The organism is Burkholderia sp. AU19243, assembly GCF_018148075.1.
Taxonomy (GTDB): domain Bacteria; phylum Pseudomonadota; class Gammaproteobacteria; order Burkholderiales; family Burkholderiaceae; genus Burkholderia; species Burkholderia latens_A.
The window spans coordinates 228,814-251,085 of record NZ_JAGSTV010000005.1 but is presented as its reverse complement, the minus strand read 5'-3'; the positions used below and the strand labels follow the sequence as shown (position 1 = coordinate 251,085).

Annotated in this window: 18 protein-coding genes; 14 read left to right on the top strand and 4 right to left on the bottom strand. The window is 68.4% G+C overall.

The window, feature by feature from the left end:
* Nucleotides 1-198: 198 nt before the first annotated feature.
* On the bottom strand, nt 199-864 hold the full coding sequence (locus KDW55_RS12390; RefSeq protein WP_212148643.1) for a TetR family transcriptional regulator: 666 nt from the start codon (nt 862-864) through the stop codon (nt 199-201).
* Nucleotides 865-1,015: 151 nt separating this feature from the next.
* On the opposite strand from KDW55_RS12390, the gene KDW55_RS12385 reads away from it, so the two are divergent.
* From KDW55_RS12385 to KDW55_RS12355, 7 genes are all read left to right on the top strand, one after another.
* The gene (locus tag KDW55_RS12385) at nt 1,016-2,200 is read left to right on the top strand and encodes a MexX/AxyX family multidrug efflux RND transporter periplasmic adaptor subunit (protein ID WP_040144156.1); all 1,185 of its coding nucleotides are present in this window, start codon (nt 1,016-1,018) and stop codon (nt 2,198-2,200) included.
* 18 nt (nt 2,201-2,218) lie between these two features.
* Nucleotides 2,219-5,356, top strand: coding sequence for a multidrug efflux RND transporter permease subunit (locus tag KDW55_RS12380; protein WP_212160644.1), 3,138 nt, complete (start codon nt 2,219-2,221; stop codon nt 5,354-5,356).
* Nucleotides 5,353-6,831 carry an efflux transporter outer membrane subunit gene (locus KDW55_RS12375; protein ID WP_282972509.1) on the top strand — a complete coding sequence of 493 codons (1,479 nt, stop codon included), beginning with the start codon at nt 5,353-5,355 and terminating at the stop codon, nt 6,829-6,831. Before KDW55_RS12380 ends, KDW55_RS12375 begins: the two co-directional genes overlap by 4 nt.
* 860 nt (nt 6,832-7,691) lie before the next feature.
* Nucleotides 7,692-8,204 carry a fimbrial protein gene (locus KDW55_RS12370; RefSeq protein ID WP_040144159.1) on the top strand — a complete coding sequence of 171 codons (513 nt, stop codon included), beginning with the start codon at nt 7,692-7,694 and terminating at the stop codon, nt 8,202-8,204.
* 118 nt (nt 8,205-8,322) lie between these two features.
* Nucleotides 8,323-10,776: a fimbria/pilus outer membrane usher protein gene (locus KDW55_RS12365; RefSeq protein WP_059544159.1), complete on the top strand. Its 2,454-nt coding sequence runs from the start codon at nt 8,323-8,325 to the stop codon at nt 10,774-10,776.
* Between the two features lie 16 nt (nt 10,777-10,792).
* Complete coding sequence (locus KDW55_RS12360) at nt 10,793-11,539, top strand: molecular chaperone (protein ID WP_059544158.1); 747 nt, start codon at nt 10,793-10,795, stop codon at nt 11,537-11,539.
* The gene (locus KDW55_RS12355) at nt 11,536-12,558 is read left to right on the top strand and encodes a fimbrial protein (RefSeq protein ID WP_212148644.1); all 1,023 of its coding nucleotides are present in this window, start codon (nt 11,536-11,538) and stop codon (nt 12,556-12,558) included. The genes KDW55_RS12360 and KDW55_RS12355 overlap by 4 nt, the downstream gene beginning before the upstream one ends.
* Before the next feature lie 70 nt (nt 12,559-12,628).
* Here the strand turns inward: KDW55_RS12355 and KDW55_RS12350 are convergent, their stop codons facing one another.
* Nucleotides 12,629-12,769 (bottom strand): HHHH-motif protein, encoded by a 141-nt coding sequence (locus KDW55_RS12350; protein ID WP_167432643.1) that lies wholly within the window; start codon nt 12,767-12,769, stop codon nt 12,629-12,631.
* Nucleotides 12,770-12,814: 45 nt separating this feature from the next.
* A complete protein-coding gene (locus tag KDW55_RS12345; protein ID WP_212160643.1) occupies nt 12,815-13,054 on the bottom strand; it encodes a hypothetical protein in 240 nt (79 codons plus the stop codon).
* Between the two features lie 402 nt (nt 13,055-13,456).
* On the opposite strand from KDW55_RS12345, the gene KDW55_RS12340 reads away from it, so the two are divergent.
* From KDW55_RS12340 to KDW55_RS12310, 7 genes are all read left to right on the top strand, one after another.
* Complete coding sequence (locus KDW55_RS12340; protein WP_069241378.1) at nt 13,457-14,125, top strand: RNA polymerase factor sigma-70; 669 nt, start codon at nt 13,457-13,459, stop codon at nt 14,123-14,125.
* A gap of 94 nt (nt 14,126-14,219) precedes the next feature.
* A complete protein-coding gene (locus KDW55_RS12335) occupies nt 14,220-14,459 on the top strand; it encodes an MbtH family protein (RefSeq protein WP_040144164.1) in 240 nt (79 codons plus the stop codon).
* Nucleotides 14,460-14,504: 45 nt separating this feature from the next.
* Entirely contained in the window at nt 14,505-15,524 is a 1,020-nt protein-coding gene (locus KDW55_RS12330) for a TauD/TfdA family dioxygenase (RefSeq protein ID WP_209821069.1), read from the top strand.
* On the top strand, nt 15,514-16,386 hold the full coding sequence (locus KDW55_RS12325) for an ABC transporter ATP-binding protein (protein ID WP_212197965.1): 873 nt from the start codon (nt 15,514-15,516) through the stop codon (nt 16,384-16,386). Before KDW55_RS12330 ends, KDW55_RS12325 begins: the two co-directional genes overlap by 11 nt.
* A complete protein-coding gene (gene fhuB / locus KDW55_RS12320) occupies nt 16,383-18,476 on the top strand; it encodes a Fe(3+)-hydroxamate ABC transporter permease FhuB (protein ID WP_212160641.1) in 2,094 nt (697 codons plus the stop codon). The genes KDW55_RS12325 and fhuB overlap by 4 nt, the downstream gene beginning before the upstream one ends.
* Nucleotides 18,473-19,273 carry a siderophore-iron reductase FhuF gene (gene fhuF, locus KDW55_RS12315; protein ID WP_040144945.1) on the top strand — a complete coding sequence of 267 codons (801 nt, stop codon included), beginning with the start codon at nt 18,473-18,475 and terminating at the stop codon, nt 19,271-19,273. Before fhuB ends, fhuF begins: the two co-directional genes overlap by 4 nt.
* On the top strand, nt 19,270-20,301 hold the full coding sequence (locus KDW55_RS12310; protein ID WP_040144946.1) for an iron-siderophore ABC transporter substrate-binding protein: 1,032 nt from the start codon (nt 19,270-19,272) through the stop codon (nt 20,299-20,301). Before fhuF ends, KDW55_RS12310 begins: the two co-directional genes overlap by 4 nt.
* Nucleotides 20,302-20,526: 225 nt before the next feature.
* Here KDW55_RS12310 and KDW55_RS12305 read toward each other — a convergent pair whose 3' ends face one another.
* Nucleotides 20,527-22,272 carry a cyclic peptide export ABC transporter gene (locus KDW55_RS12305; RefSeq protein ID WP_040144168.1) on the bottom strand — a complete coding sequence of 582 codons (1,746 nt, stop codon included), beginning with the start codon at nt 22,270-22,272 and terminating at the stop codon, nt 20,527-20,529.

Genomic DNA, 22,272 nt, shown 5'->3' with positions numbered 1-22,272 from the left:
GTATCGTTCCCGTTCGACCCAACTTGCGGGCGGGCCCGCTTCGAACGGCGGCGTGAATTTCCGGGTCGAACCCGGTATCACGAAGACGCTAAAGAAAGATGACAGCGTCAGTCTACCGATGTTCCGCGAAACGTTAAAAATTTTAAAGAGGGTCGGCTCAATCGTTTCGCACTGCGGTAAATCGGGTTAAATCCGCATTTATTGCGCGGTGTTTCGTCCGTCAGGCAATTTTTGCGCGCGCACGCGGAGGGCCCCGGATGTTCTGACGGCGTCGAAACCGGCGTCGAGCATCGCCTCCGCGTCGGTCCATCGATTGCCGCGCAGCCGGTTGGTCCAGATCATCGACGCGAACACGCCTTCGAGCAGCGACACGAGATAGACGGCCGCGAGATGGACGTCGAGATCGGCTGCCAGTTCGCCGGAGGCGATCGCACGCCGCAAGAGCGCCTTCGCAATGCGCAGCATCTGCAGTTCGAGCAACATGCGGCGCCGCTGCAGCGCGCCGTTCTCCTCGCTCTGTTCGCACTTCGTATAGAGGATCACCAGCACGCGCTGCATCGCGCCCGGCTCACCACATTGCCGCAGGTAGTGCGACGCCGCGCGGCGCAGCGTCGCGAACGCGGGCAGGCTGTCCACCGCGTCGAAACCTTCGGACGTGCGCGCGAACGCGCGGTCGCACATCGCGAGACACACTTCCATCTTGTTGCGGTAATGGCCGTACACGGCGCCCCGCGACATCCCGGCCGCCTCGGCGAGATCGGCCATCGCGGTTTGCGCCACGCCTTTTTCGAGCAGCACGAGTTCGGCGGCATCGAGGATCCGGTGCTTGATGGCGAGCGATTCTTCCCGGGTCTTGCGGGCCATGGCGTGAATTTCCTTACAGTTCGCTGTCGTTTTATTGAGACAGTCTGACGATCCGGTTGCAAACGACCATATTTAATCAGTCGTGACTGATTATAATCGGCCACCCTGAGCCGCCGCATTGTATCGGCGGCGAACGATCCGAGGTCAGAACATGAACAACAAACGCACCCTGTGGCGCCTGCAGCTGGCGCCGTTCGCGCTCGCGACACTGCTCGCCGTGGCCGGATGCGGAAAGGGCGAGCCGGACAAGGCGCCCGACACGCTGCAAAAGGCGACCGTCGTCACGGTGCGTCCGACGGCCGTGCCGATGACCATCGAGCTGCCGGGCCGGCTCGACGCGTATCGGCAGGCGGAAGTGCGCGCGCGGGTCGCGGGCATCGTCACCGCGCGCACTTACGAGGAAGGGCAGGAAGTGAAGCAGGGTGCGGTGCTGTTCCGCATCGATCCCGCGCCGCTCACGGCTGCACGCGACGCCGCGCAGGGCGCGCTCGCGAAGGCGCAGGCCGCGGCGCTCGCGGCGAGCGACAAGCGCCGCCGCTACGACGACCTGGTGCGCGACCGCGCGGTCAGCGAGCGCGATCACACGGAGGCCATCGCCGACGATACGCGGGCGAAGGCCGACGTCGCTTCGGCGAAGGCCGAACTCGCCCGCGCGCAGTTGCAGCTCGACTATGCGACCGTCACCGCGCCGATTTCGGGCCGCGCGCGGCGCGCGCTGGTCACCGAAGGCGCGCTGGTCGGCCAGGATCAGGCGACCCCGCTCACGACGGTCGAGCAGCTCGATCCGATCTACGTGAACTTTTCGCAGCCGGCGGCCGACGTCGACGCGCTGCGTCGCGCGGTAAAAAGCGGGCGTGCGACGGGGATCGCGCAGCACGACGTGACGGTGACGCTGTTGCGCGCCGACGGCAGCGCGTATCCGCTGAAGGGCAAGCTGCTGTTCAGGGATCTCGCGGTCGATCCGACCACCGACACGGTCGCGATGCGCGCGCTGTTCCCGAATCCGGAGCGCGAACTGCTGCCGGGCGCTTACGTGCGGATCGCGCTCGATGCGGCCGTCGACCAGCGCGCGATCCTCGTGCCGCGCGATGCGCTGGTGCGCACGGCCGATCGCACGTCGGTGCGCGTGGTGGGCGCGAACGGCAAGGTGAAGGACGTCGAGGTCGTCGCGGACCAGATGAACGGCCGCGACTGGCGCATCACGCGCGGCCTCGCCGGCGGCGAGCGCGTGATCGTCGACAACGCCGCGCAGTTCGCACCCGACACCCCGGTGAAGCCCATCGAGCGCCCAGCGCCGGCCCAGGCCGCATCGCAGCCTGCCGCCCGTCAAACCTGACCGGTTCAATCGACCAACATGGCACGTTTCTTCATCGATCGCCCCGTCTTCGCGTGGGTGATCGCACTCTTCATCATGCTCGGCGGCGCGTTCGCGATTCGCGCGCTGCCGGTGGCCCAGTACCCGGACATCGCGCCGCCCGTCGTCAGCATCTATGCAACGTATCCGGGCGCGTCGGCGCAGGTCGTCGAGGAATCGGTGACCGCGCTGATCGAGCGCGAAATGAACGGCGCGCCGGGGCTGTTGTATACGTCCGCGACGAGCAGCGCCGGCGCCGCGTCGCTGTATCTGACGTTCAGGCAGGGCGTCAACGCCGACCTCGCGGCCGTCGAAGTGCAGAACCGCCTGAAGTCGGTCGACGCGCGGCTGCCCGAACCGGTGCGGCGCGACGGCATCCAGGTCGAGAAGGCCGCCGACAACATCCAGCTCGTCGTGTCGCTGACGTCGGACGACGGCCGGCTGACCGACGTGCAGCTCGGCGAATATGCGTCGGCGAACGTCGTGCAGGCGTTGCGCCGCGTCGACGGCGTCGGCCGCGTGCAGTTCTGGGGCGCCGAATATGCGATGCGCATCTGGCCCGACCCGGTGAAGCTGGCCGGGCACGGGCTCACCGCGTCGGACATCGCGTCGGCCTTGCGCGCGCACAACGCTCGGGCGACGGTCGGCGACATCGGGCGCGGTGCGGTGCCGGACAGCGCGCCGATCGCGGCGACGGTGTTCGCCGATGCGCCGCTGAAGACGCCGGCCGATTTCGGCGCGATCGCGCTGCGCACGCAGCCGGACGGATCCGCGCTGTACCTGCGCGACGTTGCGCGCGTCGAGTTCGGCGGCAACGACTACAACTATCCGTCGTACGTGAACGGCAAGGTTGCGACCGGGATGGGCATCAAGCTCGCGCCCGGTTCGAACGCGGTGGCTACCGAAAAACGCGTGCGCGCGACGATGGACGAGCTGTCCGCGTATTTCCCGCCGGGCGTCAAATACCAGATCCCGTACGAGACGTCGTCGTTCGTGCGCGTGTCGATGAACAAGGTCGTCACGACGCTGATCGAGGCCGGCGTGCTGGTGTTCCTCGTGATGTTCCTGTTCATGCAGAACCTGCGCGCAACGCTGATTCCGACGCTCGTCGTGCCGGTCGCGCTGGCGGGCACGTTCGGCGTGATGTATGCGGCCGGCTTCTCGATCAACGTGCTGACGATGTTCGGGATGGTGCTCGCGATCGGCATCCTGGTCGACGATGCGATCGTCGTCGTCGAGAACGTCGAGCGGCTGATGGTCGAGGAAGGGCTGTCGCCGTACGACGCAACGGTCAAGGCGATGCAGCAGATCAGCGGCGCGATCGTCGGCATCACGGTCGTGCTGACGTCGGTATTCGTGCCGATGGCGTTCTTCGGCGGCGCGGTTGGCAACATCTACCGGCAGTTCGCGCTGGCGCTGGCGGTGTCGATCGGCTTCTCCGCGTTCCTCGCGCTGTCGCTGACGCCCGCGCTGTGCGCGACGCTGCTCAAGCCGGCGTCCGGCGACCATCACGAAAAGCGCGGCTTCTTCGGCTGGTTCAACCGTTTCGTCGCACGCTCGACGCAGCGCTATGCGACGCGCGTCGGCGCGATGCTGAACAAGCCGCTGCGCTGGCTCGTCGTGTACGGCGCGCTGACCGCGGCCGCGGTGTTGATGCTCGCGCAGCTGCCGACGGCATTCCTGCCCGACGAGGATCAGGGCAATTTCATGGTGATGGTGATCCGGCCGCAGGGCACGCCGCTAGCCGAAACGATGCAGAGCGTGCGCGCGGTGGAATCGGCCATTCGCCGCGACGAGCCGACCGCCTATACGTATGCGCTCGGCGGCTTCAACCTGTACGGTGAAGGGCCGAACGGCGGGATGATCTTCGTCACGCTGAAGAACTGGAAGGAACGCAAGGCCGAACGCGATCACGTGCAGGCGATCGTCGCGCGGATCAACGAGCGCTTCGCGGGCACGCCGAACACGACGGTGTTCGCGATGAACTCGCCGGCGCTGCCCGATCTCGGTTCGACGAGCGGTTTCGACTTCCGGCTGCAGAACCGCGGCGGCCTCGACTACGCTGCATTCAGCGCCGCGCGCGAGCGGCTGATCGCAGCGGCCGGCAAGGATCCGGCGCTTACCGACGTAATGTTCGCGGGTACGCAGGACGCGCCGCAGCTGAAGCTCGACATCGACCGCGCGAAGGCATCGGCGCTTGGCGTGTCGATGGACGAGATCAACACGACGCTCGCGGTGATGTTCGGCTCCGACTATATCGGCGACTTCATGCACGGCACGCAAGTGCGCCGCGTGATCGTGCAGGCCGACGGACGGCACCGGCTCGATGCGGACGACGTGAAGAAGCTGCGGGTGCGCAACGCGCGCGGCGAGATGGTGCCGCTCGCCGCGTTCGCAACGCTGCACTGGACCCTCGGGCCGCCGCAGCTCACGCGCTATAACGGCTATCCGTCGTTCACGATCAACGGCTCGGCCGCGCCGGGGCACAGCAGCGGCGAAGCGATGAGCGCGATCGAGCGGCTCGCCGCGAAGCTGCCGGCCGGCATCGGCCATGCGTGGTCGGGGCAGTCGTTCGAGGAGCGGCTGTCCGGCGCGCAGGCGCCGATGCTGTTCGCGCTGTCGGTGCTCGTCGTGTTCCTCGCGCTCGCCGCGCTGTACGAAAGCTGGTCGATCCCGTTCGCGGTGATGCTGGTGGTGCCGCTCGGCGTGATCGGTGCGGTGCTCGGCGTCACGCTGCGCGCGATGCCGAACGACATCTATTTCAAGGTGGGGCTGATCGCGACGATCGGTTTGTCCGCAAAGAACGCGATTCTGATCGTCGAAGTCGCGAAAGATCTCGTCGCGCAGCGCATGTCGCTCGTCGACGCGGCGCTCGAGGCGGCGCGCCTGCGGCTGCGGCCGATCGTGATGACGTCGCTTGCATTCGGCGTCGGCGTGCTGCCGCTCGCGTTCGCGTCGGGCGCCGCGTCCGGTGCGCAGATGGCGATCGGCACCGGCGTGCTCGGCGGCGTGATCACGGCGACGGTGCTCGCGGTGTTTCTCGTTCCGCTGTTTTTCGTGATCGTCGGCAGGCTGTTCGACGTCGGCCCGCGCCGGCGCGGCGCAGCGCGGCCGGCGACGCTGGAGGGTTCTCAATGAGGTTCGCGTTGAATGCACGCGCCGCATCCGGCATGCGGGCCACGCTGGCCGCCGCGCTCGGGTTCGCGCTCGCGGGCTGCTCGCTGGCGCCGCGTTACGAGCGGCCCGCGGCGCCGGTGCCCGCAGGTTATGCGCCGGCCGATGATGCGGCCGCACAGCGCGCCGGCGCCGCGGATGCCGCCGTTGCGGTGCCCGATGCCGCGCTGCTCGACGACTGGCGTGCGTATTTCACCGATCCCGCGCTGCAGGCGTGGATCGATGCGGCGCTCGCGAACAATCGCGACCTGCGGATCGCGGCCGGCCGGCTCGACGAAGCGCGCGCGCTGTACGGCGTGCAGCGCGCGGACCTGATGCCGGCGGTCGATGCGAACGTCGGTTACGAGCGTGCGCGCCAGTACGATCCCGTACTGCGCGAGAGCGCGGTGAGCGGGCTGTATCGCGCGGGCGTCGGCATCAGTGCGTACGAGCTCGATCTGTTCGGCCGCGTGCGCAGCCTGTCCGATGCGGCGCTTGCCGAGTATTTCGCGACCGCCGACGCGCAGCGCACGGTACGCATCGGCGTCATCGCGGAAGTCGCCGCGGCGTACGTGTCGGAACGCGCGTTGCACGAGCAACTGGCGCTCGCGCAGCGCACGCTCGACGCGCGCGAACGCATCGCATCGCTCACGCAGCGCCGCTATGCAGCCGGCACGACCGATGCGATCGAGCTGCGCTCGGCCGAGATGCTGGTGGCGTCCGCGCGCGCGTCGCAGGCCGCGCTGCAGCGCGAGCACGCGCAGTCGGTGCGCGCGCTGCAATTGCTCGCCGGCGACTTCGCGCGCAGCGTGCCGGCCGACGGCGCCGCGCTCGACGCGCTCGCGATCGCGCCGGTCGCGCCCGGTGCGCCGAGCGCACTGCTCGAACGGCGGCCCGACATCCGGCAGGCCGAAGCGCGTCTCAAGGCCGCGAATGCGCAGATCGGCGCCGCGCGCGCGGCATTCTTTCCGCGCATTGCGCTGACGACCGACTACGGCTCGGTCAGCGACGCGTTCTCGAGCCTGTTCGCGGGTGGCACGAGCGTGTGGACGTTCGCGCCGCGCATCACGCTGCCGCTGTTCGCGGGCGGGCGCAATCGCGCGAATCTCGACGTCGCGAATGCGCGCAAGCACATCGCGGTGGCCGAATACGAGAAGGCGGTGCAGACCGCGTTCCGCGAGGTGGCCGACGCTTTCGCCGCGCGCGACTGGATCGAGCGCCAGCTGGCGGCGCAGCAGGACGTATACGCGGCGGACGGCGCGCGTCTCAAGCTCGCCGAACGCCGCTATGCGGGCGGCGTCGCGACATATCTCGAACTGCTCGACGCGCAGCGCAGCACGTACGAGTCGGGACAGGAACTGATCCGGCTCAAGCAGTTGAAACTCGCGAACGCGATCGCGCTATATCGTGCGCTCGGCGGCGGATGGGCGTCGGGCGATCCAGGACAGCCGGCCGCGTGAGTCGTTGATCGCGGCGGCGGCCGCGCATTGCCGCGCGTCGTCGTCTTTCACAGGCTCTGATTCTGACGGGCCTCCGGCGGGAGCGGCGGTGCGCGCATTCGCGTATCGCCGTCGCGCATGTGTTTCTCCAGGCTGCCGGGCCGAACGACCGCGTTCGACCCGATACGCATCACCGCGACCGGTCGCGTCGCCACTCGGCGGGCCGGCCGTGCCGCGCTTTCTGCTTTTCGCCTTCCTCCGACGCAACCGGATCGCGCCGTGCGCGTCGTCGCACTCGTGCATCAAAATCCGCCATCATGCGCGGCGCCGCATCGCGCTTTAAATCCTGAATTGACGAATCGATTAATTCTCGCTGCGTTAATAATGTGGGCGACAAAGTGTCGCGGTAAATCGTTCGGATGCACATCGCAATCGTTTGCGCGAGAGTTTTTCGATGTTGGAATCCATAAATTAATTTCCTGTCAGTTGAAAATCGTCGAATGCTCGCGTTGCGATACTGCAACGATGGCGAAATGGGACAGTATTTTGGCTTTTACGCGGGGCGATTCCGCAAAGCCTTTGTCATCGGTGTAGAGAGGCTTTGCCGTAAGGGTTTGGCGGAATTCGTCTTGTATTTCAGCCGGTTCCGGGAAATAGAAAAGGACTGCGGAAGAAAAATATCGGGATTATTAATCGGCGGGAAGTATTCGGTTCGTTCGGTACTGAATCGAACATTGTCATGCCGGATTTAACAATGATTTACAGAAAACTTTCATTGCTATCTCGATAATGCCGCCTCGTGACGGACGGGAGCCAACCACACGCTGCCTTTTGTATCCGCCACGTCGTTCATTTCCTTCGCAATTCTCACGGAAAACGTCATGAAAAAATCCCTCCTGACCGCTGTCGCACTCGCGGCCCTGTCCACGTCGGCGTTCGCAGACGGCTCCGGCACGATCAACTTCACCGGCGAGATCGTCGCGGGCGCATGCGGCATCGATTCGGGCTCGGTCAACCAGACCGTGAACCTCGGCAAGGTGCCGACGCACACGTTCAAGCAGGCCGGCGACAAGTCCACGCCGGCCAACTTCGACATCAAGCTGACCGACTGCGACACGAGCATCGCGCAGAACGCGTACTTCACGTTCACGGGCACGTCGAGCGCCGGCCAGCCGAAACTGCTCGCGACGATCGGCTCGGCAACCAACGTCGGCATCCGCCTGCAAGCCGCATCGGGCGAGTACCTCGACAACGGCGCCGAGCAGAAGGCGCCGACCGTGCTGCAGAACGGCACGAACGTCGCGCGCTTCGCGGCGATGTACGAAGCGACGGCAGCCGGCGTGACGCCGGGTACCGCCGACGGCGTCGCTAACTTCACGGTGCGCTACCAGTAAGCGGCCGAATCGGAGAAGGGGTGTGCGCACCCTTTCTCCGTCCATCTTCCCTTTCCGCTTCGTTCAGGATTTTCGGTAGCGCCGCGTGCGAATCAGACATTCCTTCCTTTGCGTCTCCGTGCTGGTCGTCGGCAGCCAGAGCCATGCGACGGAATTCAATTCGTCGTTCCTCGACATCGGCGGCAACAGCAACGTCGACCTGTCGCAGTTTTCGCAGCCAGACTTCACGCTGCCCGGCGAGTACATGCTCGACGTGCAGGTCAACGACCTGTTCTACGGGCTGCAGGCGATCCAGTTCGTCGCGCTCGACGGCTCCGGCGCGGGCAAGCCGTGCGTCGCGCCCGAACTCGTCGCGCAGTTCGGGCTGAAGCCGTCGCTCGTGCGGGATTTGCCGCGCCTGCAGGGCGGACGGTGCGTCGATCTCGGCGCGATAGAAGGTGCGACCGTGCGCTACCTGAAGAGCGACGGGCGGCTCAAGATCACGATTCCGCAGGCGGCGCTCGAATTCACCGATGCGTCGTATCTGCCGCCGGAGCGCTGGTCCGACGGGATTGCCGGCGCGATGCTCGACTATCGCGTGATCGCGAACACGAACCGCAGCTTCGGCGCGGGCGGCGAACAGACGAACGCGATCCAGGCATACGGGACGATCGGCGCGAACTGGAGTGCATGGCGGTTTCGCGGCGACTACCAGGCGCAGTCGAACGCGGGCAGCAGCGCGTATGCGGACCGCACGTTCCGCTTCAGCCGCCTTTACGCGTTTCGCGCGCTGCCGTCGATCCGGTCGACGGTGACGTTCGGCGACGACTACCTGAGCTCGGACATTTTTGACACGTTCGCGCTGACGGGCGCGTCGATCCGCAGCGACGACCGGATGCTGCCGCCGTCGCTGCGCGGTTACGCGCCGCTGATCGCGGGCGTCGCGCGCACCAACGCGACCGTGACCGTGTCGCAGGCCGGCCGCGTGCTCTACGTGACGCGCGTGTCGCCGGGCGCGTTCGCGCTGCAGAACATCAACACGAGCGTGCAGGGCACGCTCGACGTCGCGGTCGAGGAAGAGGATGGCAGCGTGCAGCGCTTCCAGGTGACGACGGCCGCCGTGCCGTTTCTCGCTCGCGCCGGGCAATTGCGCTACAAGGCCGCCGTCGGCAAGCCGCGGCAGTTCGGCGGCGCGGGGATCACGCCGTTCTTCGGCTTCGGTGAAGCGGCGTACGGGCTGCCGTTCGACGTGACGGTGTATGGCGGCTTCATTGCCGCATCGGGCTACACGTCGATCGCGCTCGGCGTCGGCCGGGATTTCGGCCGGTTCGGCGCGGTGTCGGCCGACGTCACGCATGCGCGCGCACGGCTGTGGTGGACCGGCGCGACGCGCAACGGCAACTCGTACCGCATCAACTACTCGAAGCACTTCGACGGCCTCGACGCCGACGTGCGCTTTTTCGGCTATCGGTTTTCCGAGCGCGACTACACGAATTTCGCGCAGTTCTCGGGAGATCCGACCGCGTACGGGCTCGCGAACAGCAAGCAGCGCTACTCGGCGACACTGTCGAAACGCTTCGGCGACACGTCGACGTATTTCTCGTACGACCAGACGACCTACTGGGCGCGCGCATCGGAGCAGCGCGTGGGCCTTACGCTGACGCGCGCGTTCTCGCTCGGCGCACTGCGCAACCTGAACGTCAGCCTGTCGGCGTTCCGTACGCAGAGCGCGGGCGCGAGCGGCAACCAGTTCTCGGTGACCGCGACGCTGCCGATCGGCGGCCGCCACACGGTCACGTCGAACCTGACGACAGGCAACGGCAGCACGAGCGCGAGCGCGGGCTACATCTACGACGACCCGGCCGGGCGCACTTATCAGATCGCCGCGGGCGCGACCGACGGCCGCGCGTCGGCGAACGCGAGCTTCCGCCAGCGCACGTCGACGTACCAGCTGAGCGCGCAGGCATCGACGCTCGCGAACGCGTATGCAGCGGCGTCGCTCGAGCTCGACGGCTCGCTCGTCGCGACGCAGTACGGCGTGTCCGCGCACGCGAACGGCAACGCCGGCGATACGCGCCTGCTGGTGTCGACCGACGGCGTGTCCGGCGTGCCGCTGTCCGGCACGCTCACGCATACCGATTCGCGCGGCTACGCGGTGCTCGACGGGATCTCGCCGTACAACGTGTACGACGCGACCGTCAACGTCGAGAAGCTGCCGCTCGAAGTGCAGGTGTCGAACCCGATCCAGCGGATGGTGCTGACCGACGGCGCGATCGGCTTCGCGAAGTTCTCCGCCGCGCGCGGCAGCAACCTGTACCTGACGCTGACCGACGCGGCCGGCGAGCCGCTGCCGTTCGGCGCATCGGTGCAGGACGCGGCGAACGGCAAGGAGCTCGGGATCGTCGGCGAGGGCGGCGCCGCGTTCCTGACGCAGGTACAGCCGAAATCCGCGCTCGCGGTGCGCGCGGGCGAACGCACGCTGTGCACGGTGCACACGTTGCCGAACCAGCTTCAACTCGAAGGCACGCCGATCCCGGTGACGTGCCAGCCGTCCGGCGGGCCGCACGCGGCGGCGCGCCGAACCGAACGATGATTTCACGGACCCAGCGATGAACCATGCTTTCTCCCTTTCCTGCGTACGACGCGTGTCGTGCATGCTGAGTGCCGCCGGTGCGTTGCTTGCCGGCGCCGCGCACGCGGCGATCGTGCCGGACCGCACGCGCGTGATTTTCAACGAAGGCGAACAGGCCGCGATCGTCACGATCACGAACAAGAGCACGACGTACCCGTATCTCGTGCAGTCGTGGCTGGAAGACACGCACGGCAACAAGATCGCGTCGCCGCTGATGGTCGTGCCGCCGCTGCAGCGCGTCGAGGCGAACGAGCGCAACGTGTTGCGCATCGCGAAGCTGCCCGGTGCCGCGCTGCCGGCCGATCGCGAATCGGTGTTCTACCTGAACATTCGCGAAGTGCCGCCGAAGACCGATACGCCGAACACGCTGCAGATCGCGCTGCATACGCAGATGAAGCTGTTCTACCGGCCGAAAGGCGTGCAGCCGGCACGCGACGAGGACTGGACGCTGCCGATGACGCTGCGTGTGGACGCGGCCGCGCACAAGCTCGTGTTCGACAATCCGACGCCGTATCACGTGACGGTCGTCGACGTGGCGGCGGGCGCGCAGAAGACGCCGGTGCCGATCGACCCGGTGATGGTGAGTCCGATGAGCACGGCCGACGTGCCGTTCAAAGGCGCGGCGCCGTCGACGCTGTTCGTCACGCACATCGACGATTACGGCGGCCAGGTGCCGGTCGAGTATGCGTGCGATGCGCTGGCGTGCAAGAGCGTGAAGAAATGAGCGCAGCCGTGCACGAACGGCGATCGCCGGCCGCGTGGCTGCGATGGCTCATGCTCGCGTTGCTGATCGCGTCGGCGCAGCCCGCATGGGCGCTACGCTGCCTGACGAACAGCGGCGCGACGTCGCTGACCGAGCCGATCGGCGGCGTGGCGTCGTATCCGACCGACGCACCGGACGGCTACGTGATCTGGGTGTCGCCGGTGCGCACGACGTCCGGCTATTGCTACAAGGACCTCGGCGACGCCGGCAGCCTGAAAGTCGTCGACAACATCTATTTCTACGCGAACCCGAACCGCACCAATCCGGCCGCGTGGGGGCTCGAGATCGGTATCCGCTACAAGGGCATCGACTATTTCGACAAGACCAGCAATCGCGGCGGCGGCGTGTTCACCGGCTATGCGGTGCCGCCGTGCAGCCGGTACGACTTCGATCGCGGCCGCTGTCAGCAGACGCGGATCAGCATCGACTATCAGGTCGTCGTGCGCAAGAAGGGCAATTGGGTGCAGCCGCCGAGCGACGTCTATACGGTGTTCCAGTTCGACGGCGAGTTCGGGTTGAACGCGTACAGCCCGAGCTTCCAGTACCGGTTGAGCGGCCTGCGCAACCTGAAGCCGACGCCGTGCCTGGTCGACGTGCTGGTGACGCCCGAGCCGGGCATCGTGAATTTCGGGCAGGTGCAAGCGGTCGGCAACGGGTTCATGCCGGCGGTGCCGCGCAAGCGGTTCTCGCTGTCGCTGACGAAGAAATGCAACGTCGCGGTGCGAGTCGACGGCTATTTCGAAACGAGCTTTCCGGTGCAGAACGGCTTGCTGGTCCCGGCGAAAGACAGCAATTTCGGAATCGGCATCGAGGACAGCCGCGGCAATGCGATTCCGTTCAACCAGCAGTTCACGCTCGCGCAGTTTCCGTCGAACGTGATGAATCAAAGCGTGTTGATGGACGCGGTACTGAAGTCGTTCGGGGCGCCGAAGATCGGACGCTTCGATGCGAGCGCAACGATCAGGCTGTTCATCTACTGACGCGCACGCATGCGCGGCAGCGAAAAACGCCGGCATGCCGGCGTTTTTCATCGAACCCGCGTCGCGGGGCTCAACGCACCCAGCGGCACACCTTGTGGTGATGGTGATGCTCGAAATGGCACACGCGGTGCGGGTGCGCTTCGGCAATGGCCGGTACGAGCACGGCGGCGGCGACGGCGGCGGCAGTCAGGGTTTTCAGTAGCGTCTTCATGTTGAGGTCCTGTCGTTCAGTATCGGTTCACGGGGAGGGGCGCCATCACCACTGCGGGCGCTGATCGTCGCGGCGGTCGTCGCGGCGCTCGTCCCGGCCATAGTCACGATCGCGCGGATGCTGCGCTTCCCAGTCGTGGCGCTCCCAGTAGCGATGTCCGTCCCAGTAGCGATCGCCATGCCAGCCGAGCGTGACTTCAGCAGGGCCGGGGTAGGCCACGCAGCCGGAGAGCATCACGCTCGCCAGCGCGCCGGCCATCACCGCGGATAACACGATGGATTTCATGTCGTTCTCCGTTGGAAACAGCTCGTTCATCGTACGAGCCCCCAAAATTTCACGCGGTAAGAAGTTGCTACCGCAAATGACGCTCGTACGCATTCTGTCGGGCAGATGAAAGAATGCGCAGGCGTCGTGCGGGGCGCGCAGCATGGGCGGAAGCCGCCGCGGGCCCGTGGCGTGGGGCTCGGCGAATGAATCTCCCCATGCGCCGACGGCGGGAATGTTTCTTTCATGCAGAAAGCTTTCCCTCGCCAATCGATGCTGCGCCGCCGCGCGCGCCGTCGAAACCCGTTCTCTCCGATTGATCAGACAAATCCGGATGATCCGAAGGGGAATTCGGGAATCGGATTGAGAATGATTTGCGTTTACGTTAAATTGCGCTATCTCGAAATTGGACGGAGCAGATCGATGGCAATGGCGGAAGTGCTCGAACGATCGGCAGCAGCCCCGGCAAACCCGTTCGTCGCCGGTTGTCCGGAGCGGCCGTCGCGCCCCGCGCGGCGGGTGCGCCGAGTCGCGGAGTCGCGCGCGCACGGCGCGCTGCTCGACGTGCTGATCGCCCATCGGGCAATGCTTGTGAACGTCGCGCGCGGCTTCGTCGGATGCGCGAGCCGCGCCGAAGACGTCGTGCACGACGTGTTCGTGAAGCTCGTCGAATTTCCGAACCAGGACGCGGTGCGCCAGCCGGTTGCATACGTGACGCGGATGGTGCGCAACGCATCGATCGACGCGTGCCGCCGGCAGAGTCTTGAAAACGTCTATCACACGGAAGAGGACGACGGCTTGGACGTTCCGTCGCCGGAGCCGACTCCCGAGGCCGCGCTGGTGACGCGCGACACGCTGCGTCGCGTGTGGGCTGCGCTCGACGACCTGCCGGCGCGCAGCCGCGCGGCGTTCGAGATGGTGCGGTTGCGCGAGGAGACGCTGCAGAGCGCGGCGCGCGCGCTGAACGTGTCGCAGACGCTCGTGCATTTCATGGTGCGCGATGCCGAACGGCACTGCGTGGAATGTCTCGACGCGTGCCAGCGCGGCGTCGCTTGCCCGGTGTTTCTCGGCGGCCGCGCACGGCGCCGGTAAAAAATCGCGCCGGCCAATCGTCTTCAACACAGGAGCGGCCGAATCGACGGTTCGCCGCTTCGCCTCCTTCAACCGCCTTCCGCTTTTTCCGATCATGACGCAAGCCACGACGCCTTCCGATACCGACGACATCGTCTACACGGTCGTCATCAACGACGAAGAACAGTATTCGATCTGGCCGACGTTCCGGCCCGTGCCGGCCGGCTGGCGCGAAGTTGGCGTGAGCGGCCCGAAGGCCGATTGCCTCGCGCACATCGAAACGGTCTGGACCGACATGCGCCCGGCGAGCCTGCGCCGCGCGATGGACGGCGAGCGCGCTTCACGCGCGTCGTGACCTGCTGCGCCGCCCGTGCGGCGCGCCATCTGAAGAGGACGTTGCATGACCCTGCTTTCGTTGCCGACGCTCGACGACCTGCGTATCGAGCCGGGACTGCCCACCGTCGTGTCGCCGCGCAGCGCCGACGGGATGTCGATCGATGCGCTCGCGCCGCTCGCGCACGCGATCGCCGCCGACACGCTCGAGCGCGCGGGCGGTGTGTTGTTTACCGGTTTTCACGTGCCGTCGATCGATGCGTTCCAGCGGTTCGCGGCATCGTTCGGCGATCCGCTGATCGGCTATGAATACGCGTCGACGCCGCGCAGCCAGGTCGAAGGCGCGGTCTACACGTCGACCGAATACCCGCCGCATCGCGCAATTCCGTTGCACAACGAGCAGTCGTATACGCGCGAATGGCCGCTGCGAATCTGGTTCCACTGCGCGCTCGCGGCGCCGAAGGGCGGCGCAACGCCGATCGCGGACAGCCGCGCCGTCCATCGGGCGCTCGATCCCGCGCTCGTTGCGCGCTTCGAGCGGCGCGAGCTGCTGTACGTGCGCAATTTCGGCCAGGGACTCGATCTGCCATGGCAGCAGTCGTTCGGCACCGACGAGCCGGCGCAAGTCGAGCGTATGTGCGCGGCGCGCGGGATCGAATGCGCATGGCGCACCGGCGACGACGGCGAACTGCTGCTGCGCACGCGTGAACGCTGCCAGGCCGTCGCGCGCCATCCGCGCACGGGTGAGCGCGTGTGGTTCAACCAGGCGAACCTGTTTCACCTGTCCGCGCTCGACGAGGACATGCAGGACGCGCTCGTCGACGCGGTCGGGCTCGAGAACGTGCCGCGCAACGTCTATTACGGCGACGGTGCGCCGCTCGAGGCCGATGCGCTGGCGGAGATACGCGGCGTGCTCGACCGCCAGCGCATCGTGTTTCCGTGGCAGACCGGCGACGTGCTGATGCTCGACAACATGCTGAGCGCACATGCGCGCGACCCGTTCGAAGGGCCGCGCAAGGTGGTCGTCGCGATGGCGCAGAGTTACACGGCGCCGCGTGCGGCCGAACGGAGGACCGATGACGCGTAGTACCGCCGCGCTTGCCGCGCGCGGGTTGACGGTGGGTTATCGCGACCATGTCGTGATCGACGGGCTGGACCTGTCGATCGCGGCCGGCCGCGTCACGGCGCTGTGCGGCCCGAACGGCTGTGGCAAAAGCACGCTGCTGCGCACGCTCGCGGGCCTGCAGCCCGCGCGTGCAGGGCAGATCGACGTGAACGGCAGGCCGCTCGCGTCGTTTCGCCGTCGCGCGCTCGCGCGCGAACTCACGATGCTCGCGCAGTTCAACCAGATTCCGTCGGGGCTGACCGTGCGCGAACTCGTCGCGTACGGACGCTATGCATACGGCGGCTTCCTGCGCGGATTGTCGCGCGCCGATCATGCGGCGATTGAGGAGGCGCTCGATACGAGCGGACTCGCGGGCGACGCCGAGCGCGACGTCGGCGCGCTGTCGGGCGGCGAGCGGCAGCGCGCTTGGATTGCGATGGCGCTCGCGCAGCAGGCGCCGATCGTGCTGCTGGACGAACCGACAACCTATCTCGACATCCATCACCAGCTCGACATCCTCGACGCGCTGCGTGCGCTGAACCGCGCGCGCGGATTGACGATCGTCTGGGTGCTGCACGACCTGAACCAGGCGGCTGCGTACAGCGACGACATCGTGCTGATGCGCGCTGGCCGCGTCGTCGCGCAAGGCTCGCCCGACGCGATGCTCGAGCCCGCGCAGCTGCGCGCGGCGTTCGGCGTCGACATGCTGAAGCTCGCGCACCCGCAGACCGGCGCGCCGATGTGCGTGCCGGCTTATGGGCCGCCGGCTGAATCGCCGGGGCCGAAAGCATCGGGCGCCGCGCACGCGTTCGAGCGTGCGATCGGCCGGGACATCGCCGTATGACGACGTTCGCGATGCGCAAGCGGCTCTCGGCGAGCGGGCAGCGTAGCGTTCGCGGCCGTCGCGCGGGCGCGCTCGCGCTCGGCCTCGTCGCGCTGATCGCGGCGCTGGCGGTGCTGCGCGTCGCGCCCGACCTGCACGTATGGTGGAATGCCGCGCCGGGCAGCGACGCCGCCGCGCTTGCCGGCGTGTTCCTGTTCGACCTCAATCTGCCGCGCGTCGCGGCCGCGCTGGTCGCGGGCGGCTGCCTCGGCATCGCCGGCGCGCTGTTCCAGTCGCTCACGCGCAATCCGCTCGCGTCGCCCGATCTGCTCGGCGTGACGGGCGGCGCACAGCTCGGCCTGCTCGCAGCGATGCTGGTGCCGGCGCTCGCCGGGGTCGCGTCGGTGCCGCTGCTGTTCGTCAGCGGGCTGATCGCCGCCGCGCTCGCGATCGTCGCGGCCGGCGGCTGGCGCGCGACACCGCTGCGGCTCGTGCTCGCGGGCAGTGTATGCATGTTGCTGTTCGCGGCGCTGTCGACGCTCGTGCTCGCGTTTTTCGAGCAGAACATCGCGGGCGCCGCGCTGTGGACCAACGGCAGTCTTTATCAACCCGGCGCGACCGGGCTCGCGCTCGCCGCGCGCTGGCTCGTCGTACCGCTCGTCGCGTTGCCGTTCGTGATCCGGCCGCTGAATCCGCTCGCGCTCGGCGACGATGCGGCGGCCGCGGCCGGCGTGCGCGTCGACGCGACGCGGCTCGCTGCGACGATCGTTGCGGTCGCGTTCACGAGCGTCGCGGTCAGCATCGCGGGCCCGCTGTCGTACGTCGGGCTCGTCGCGCCGAACCTGCTGCGGCAGGTGCGCGGCGCGCGTGCGGCGCGGCTCGGCGTGCTGGTGCCGCTGTCGGCGCTCGCGGGCGGTGCGCTCGTGCTCGTCACCGACAGCGCGGTGCTCGCGTCGGGCCTCGACGCGACGCTGTCGACCGGCGTTGCGATCGCGCTGGTCGGCACGCCGCTGATGCTCGCGATGATCCGGCGCGGCGCCGCGTGGTCGGGCGTGCTGCATGCGCAGGCCGAGCGCGCGGCCGGCAGCGGCTCGACGCGGATCGTCGGCTGGCTGGAGCGGCTCGGCTGGCCGCTGCGCACCGCACTGTTCGTCGCGGCCGGCGCGCTCGCGGTGTTCGTCGGCGTATCCGCCGGCCCCGAATGGCTGTCGCCCGCGCGCTGGGCCGCCGCGCTGTCGGGCCACGACGCGCTCGCGCGGATGCTGATCGATCTGCGCATGCCGCGCCTGCTGTGTGCGCTGCTCGCGGGCGCGCTGCTCGCCGTGAGCGGCGTCGCGATGCAAAGCGTCGTGCGCAATCCGCTCGCCGGCCCCGAAGTGCTCGGCGTCACGCAGGGCGCGGGGCTCGTCACGCTGCTCGCGTTGTCGACGTGGCCGCTGATGGGCCACGCAACGCTGGCGGCCGCTGCGCTGCTCGGCGGTGCGCTGTCGCTCGCGATCACGCTCGCGTTGAATCACCGGCATCGCTACGCGCCGCTCGCGGTCGCGTTGACCGGCATCGTGATCGGCGCGCTGTGGACCACGCTCGCGCAGTGGCTGATCACGCAGCAGAGCGTGCAACCCGCGCGCTTTGTCGTGTGGCTCGTCGGCGGCACGTACGGCCGCAGCTGGGGCGAGGTGTCGATGCTCGTGCCGTGGTGTGCGCTCGCGGTGCCCGTGTTCGCGTGGCTCGCGCGGCCGCTCGACATGCTCGCGCTCGGCGACGACCAGGCCGCCGCACTCGGCCTGCCGGTCGCCGCACTGCGGCCGCTCGCGTTGACGATCGCGACGCTCGCCGCGTGCGCGGCCGTCGCGGCAGTCGGGCCGGTCGGCTTCATCGGGCTGATGGCGCCGCACGTCGCGACGATGCTCGGTGCGCGCCGGCATCGCACGCGCTTGTGGCTCGCGGCAGCATGCGGCGCACTGATTCTCGGCTGCGCCGACCTTGCGGCCCGCACGGTCGTCGCGCCGCGCGAGGTGCCGGCCGGCGTGCTGACTGCGCTGATCGGCGCGCCGTACCTGCTCGGCCTGCTGATCGTCGAGGGGCGCCGCGGCCGGCGCGCGGGTCGATGACGCCGGCGCTCGACGACGCGCGCGCCACGCGTTTCTCGACGTTCGCGCCCGAGCCGTTTGCCGGGCATCTCGACGTCGTGTGGCTCGGCATGCCGGACGACGTGCACGCGCCGGGCCGCACCGTCGTGCCGGTCGGCGCGCTGCCCGATCATCGCGACGCGATGCTCGACGCGATGGTCCGCCATTACGGTGGCGATCCGGCGCGGCATGCGCGCGCATTGATGTCGCAATGGAGCAAATACTACTTCGGCCGCGCGGCGCCCGCGGGCGTGGTCGCCGCGCTGACGCTCGGCCGGCCGCTCGACATGGCGCCCGATCGCACGTTCGTCGCACTCGACGACGGAATGCCGGCCGCGCTGTATTTCGCGCGCGACGCGCTCGGCGCGCCGTGCGACGCGCCCGCGCCGCGCTATGCAGCGCTCGTCGCGCATCTCGGCGCGGTGATCGAACTGCTCGCCGCGATGGGCCGCGTGACGCCGCGCGTGCTGTGGAGCAACGCGGGCAATCTGCTCGATTATCTGCTCGGCACCTACCGTTCGCTGCCGTGCGCAGCCGATCCCGGCCGCGATGCGGACTGGCTGTTCGGTTCGGCGTGCATGCACGGCGAGCCGAACCCGCTGCGCACGCCCGTGCGCGACGCCGTGCCGCGCTCGCCGCTGCTGCCGACACCGTTTCGTGCGCGGCGCGTGTGTTGCCTGCGCTATGAAATTCCAGGAGAAACGCAACTGTGTGGAAGCTGCCCGCTGCTTTTGACGATGGACGACGCGGCACTCGCCGAGCAGGACGCGATCCGCTGACGGCGGTCGCGCATGCCGGCCGCCGGCATGCGCTCGGCGCGCTCGCGGCGCTCGGCGTCGCGTTCGTCGCGCCGGGCGTCGCAGCCGCCGACAATCCGCGCGCGGGCGGGCGCAGCGCGGTTGCGCCGGCGGGCGGCGCGCTCGCCGGCAACCCTGTCGTCTCGCAGGCGAGCGCGACGATGCCCGTGCGGCCGCAGCGCATCGTCGCGCTCGATTTCATGTTCGCGGAAAGCGCGATCGCGCTCGACATCGTGCCGGCCGGCATGGCCGATACCGCGTTTTACCCGGGTTGGCTCGGTTACGAGAGCGACCGGCTCGCGCGCGTGACCGACATCGGCTCGCGGCAGGAGCCGGGGCTCGAGGCGATCGCGGCCGTGAAGCCCGATCTGATCGTCGGCGTCGGCTTTCGCCATGCGCCGATCTTCGCTGCGCTCGACCGGATCGCGCCGACGATCCTGTTCCAGTTCAGCCCGAACGTTTCCGAAGACGGTGTGCCCGTCACGCAACTCGACTGGATGCGGCAAATCTTCCGGACGATCGGTCACGTGACCGGGCGCGACGCGCGTGCGCGGGCGGTCGAAGCGCAACTCGACGCGGGGATCGCACGCAATGCGTCGCGGCTCGAGGCGGCCGGCCGCCGCGGCGAGCGCGTCGCGTTGCTGCAGGATCTCGGGCTGCCGGACCGCTACTGGGCGTATACGGGCAACAGTACGTCGGCGGGGCTTGCGCGCGCGCTGGGGCTCGATCCATGGCCGAAGAAGCCGACGCGGGAAGGCACGCTTTACGTGACGTCCGCGGATCTGCTCACGCAACGCGATCTCGCGGTGCTGTTCGTCACTGCAACGGGGATGGACGTGCCGCTGTCGTCGAAACTCGATTCGCCGGTGTGGCGCTTCGTGCCCGCGCTGCGCGAGCGCAGGATCGCGCTCGTCGAGCGGAACATCTGGGGGTTCGGCGGGCCGATGTCGGCGCTGAAGTTGGCCGACGTGATGACCGATTCGGTACTGAAGCTGCCGGCCGCACGCTGAGCGTGCGGGTGGTCGTTTGCGCGGGCAGGGAGGCGCGGCGCGAAGCCGCGTTGCGCGAAGGTTCTTTCCGCGCCATCGCAGAGGTGTCGTGAACACGCCAGTCGACCGGGCAATGTCTTGCGCGCCGTCGGCTGTTCCGGCTCCCTCCGATCCTTCGAGCCGGATACCGCCGGCCGCTCGTGCGCCGCGTGTTCCGGCGCACGGGCGGCCGTTGCCGATCCGTACTTACGCGCTCAGCGCGTCGGCGCCGTCCCGTGCGTGCGGCCGTGCGGGCGCCGTGTCGCTGACGATCTGCCCGTTGTCGAGCTTCAGCAGCCGATCGGCGAGGCCGAAGTAACGGTCGTCGTGCGTAATCACGATCACGGCCTTGCCGCGCGCGCGCAGCTCGGGCAGCAACTGCTCGTAAAACACGGCCTTGAACGACGGATCCTGATCGGCCGCCCATTCGTCGAACAGGTAGAACGGCCGGTCCTCCAGATACGCGACGACGAGCGCGAGCCGCTTGCGCTGGCCCGTCGACAGTGCGCGGTTCGAGAACGCACCGTCGACGACCTTCACCTTGTGATCCAGCGCGAGCTTCGCGAGCAGCGCGTTCGCGCGCGCGTCGGCCTGCGCGCGCGCCGGGTCGTCCGGATCGACGATCCCGAGCAGCGCATCGAACAGGTGGAAGTCGTTGAACACGGCGCTGAAGCGTTGCCGGTACGCGGCGCGCTCGCGCCAGCCGATCGTGCGGCCGTCGACCTCGATCGTGCCTTCCTCCGGCTCGTAGAGCCCCGTCAGCACCTTCGCGAGCGTGGTCTTGCCGCTGCCGTTGCCGCCGACGATAAACACCAGTTCGCCCGGCCGGATCGTCAGGTCGATCGGCCCAATCCGGAACATTCGTTCGTCGCGTTCGTGGAAATACGCGTGCGTGACGCCGCGCAGCGTGACGGCGCCGGCCGGCGGCACGTCGGGCGCATCGCTCGCCGGCGGCACGGTGCGCAGCGCACCGAATTCGGTCATCACGCCTTCGATCCGTCCGAGCGACACGCGCGCCGCGTTGACGGTCGGCAGATTGTTCAGCAGCCCGTCGAGCGGCACGAGCATGAACAGGAACACGACGACGTACCCGGCCGCGGTGCGCGCGTCCGCATGCACGCCGAGCTGCGGCCAGAACGCGGCCGCGCCGAGGAACACGTAGAACAGGAAGATGATCCAGCCGACGCCGACCGCATACGCGCTGAACGCGCGGCGCCGGTGATCGCGCACTTCGCCGATCGCGGCGCCGAGCTGGCCGTCGACGAACTGGCGCGCGCGCGCGTCGTGCAGCTTCAGCTCCTTCGCGCCGGAGAACAGCGAGCCGAGATAGCCGAACAGGCGGTCCTGCGCGTGGCCGGCCGCTTCCAGCGATGCGATCGCGCGCCGGTCGCCGGTGTGGTAGCCGAGCGAGCCCGCGACGATCGCGGTCAGCGCGAGTGCGCACACCGGCCACGACAGCCATGCGAGATAGCCGAGGCAGCCGAACACGATCGAGCCGTGCATCACCAGATTCGGCAGCGCGAAGAACAGCATCGATACGTTGGTCGCGTCGTCGGTCAGCACCGACTGCACCGGCGCGGCGCCGATCCGCTCGATGTCGCGCAGCTCGGCCGCGCCGACGCGGCGCGCGAGATGCACGCGCAGCCGCGCCATCGTGTCCTGAGACAGCCGTGCGAACAGCGTGCCCGACACGATGCGCGTGACGAGCGCGGTCACCGCGCACAGCGCGAACCGCCACGCGAGCGCCGCGTCGGCGGCGCCGGGCGTCGCGAGCGCGCGGTTCAGCGTCGCCACGAGCAGCACGCTCGCGATGCCGTTGAGCACGCACGCGACGAGCGCGAGCGCGAGCGACGCGCGGCTTTCGCGCAGCAGCGCGAGGATCAGGCGGGCCGCGGGGCGGCCGGGGGAAGCGTCGAGGGACGGCGGGGAAGAAGGCTCGTGAGCGGCGGTCAT

Excerpts from the sequence above, each read along its gene's own strand:
- fhuF (WP_040144945.1), top strand. The coding sequence starts at position 18,473 with ATGACGCCGGCGCTCGACGACGCGCGCGCCACGCGTTTCTCGACGTTC.
- KDW55_RS12360 (WP_059544158.1), top strand. The coding sequence starts at position 10,793 with ATGAACCATGCTTTCTCCCTTTCCTGCGTACGACGCGTGTCGTGCATG.
- KDW55_RS12335 (WP_040144164.1), top strand. The coding sequence starts at position 14,220 with ATGACGCAAGCCACGACGCCTTCCGATACCGACGACATCGTCTACACG.
- KDW55_RS12350 (WP_167432643.1), bottom strand. The coding sequence starts at position 12,769 with ATGAAGACGCTACTGAAAACCCTGACTGCCGCCGCCGTCGCCGCCGCC.
- KDW55_RS12380 (WP_212160644.1), top strand. The coding sequence starts at position 2,219 with ATGGCACGTTTCTTCATCGATCGCCCCGTCTTCGCGTGGGTGATCGCA.
- KDW55_RS12325 (WP_212197965.1), top strand. The coding sequence starts at position 15,514 with ATGACGCGTAGTACCGCCGCGCTTGCCGCGCGCGGGTTGACGGTGGGT.
- KDW55_RS12345 (WP_212160643.1), bottom strand. The coding sequence starts at position 13,054 with ATGAAATCCATCGTGTTATCCGCGGTGATGGCCGGCGCGCTGGCGAGC.
- KDW55_RS12370 (WP_040144159.1), top strand. The coding sequence starts at position 7,692 with ATGAAAAAATCCCTCCTGACCGCTGTCGCACTCGCGGCCCTGTCCACG.
- KDW55_RS12355 (WP_212148644.1), top strand. The coding sequence starts at position 11,536 with ATGAGCGCAGCCGTGCACGAACGGCGATCGCCGGCCGCGTGGCTGCGA.
- fhuB (WP_212160641.1), top strand. The coding sequence starts at position 16,383 with ATGACGACGTTCGCGATGCGCAAGCGGCTCTCGGCGAGCGGGCAGCGT.
- KDW55_RS12340 (WP_069241378.1), top strand. The coding sequence starts at position 13,457 with ATGGCAATGGCGGAAGTGCTCGAACGATCGGCAGCAGCCCCGGCAAAC.
- KDW55_RS12330 (WP_209821069.1), top strand. The coding sequence starts at position 14,505 with ATGACCCTGCTTTCGTTGCCGACGCTCGACGACCTGCGTATCGAGCCG.
- KDW55_RS12390 (WP_212148643.1), bottom strand. The coding sequence starts at position 864 with ATGGCCCGCAAGACCCGGGAAGAATCGCTCGCCATCAAGCACCGGATC.
- KDW55_RS12305 (WP_040144168.1), bottom strand. The coding sequence starts at position 22,272 with ATGACCGCCGCTCACGAGCCTTCTTCCCCGCCGTCCCTCGACGCTTCC.
- KDW55_RS12385 (WP_040144156.1), top strand. The coding sequence starts at position 1,016 with ATGAACAACAAACGCACCCTGTGGCGCCTGCAGCTGGCGCCGTTCGCG.
- KDW55_RS12375 (WP_282972509.1), top strand. The coding sequence starts at position 5,353 with ATGAGGTTCGCGTTGAATGCACGCGCCGCATCCGGCATGCGGGCCACG.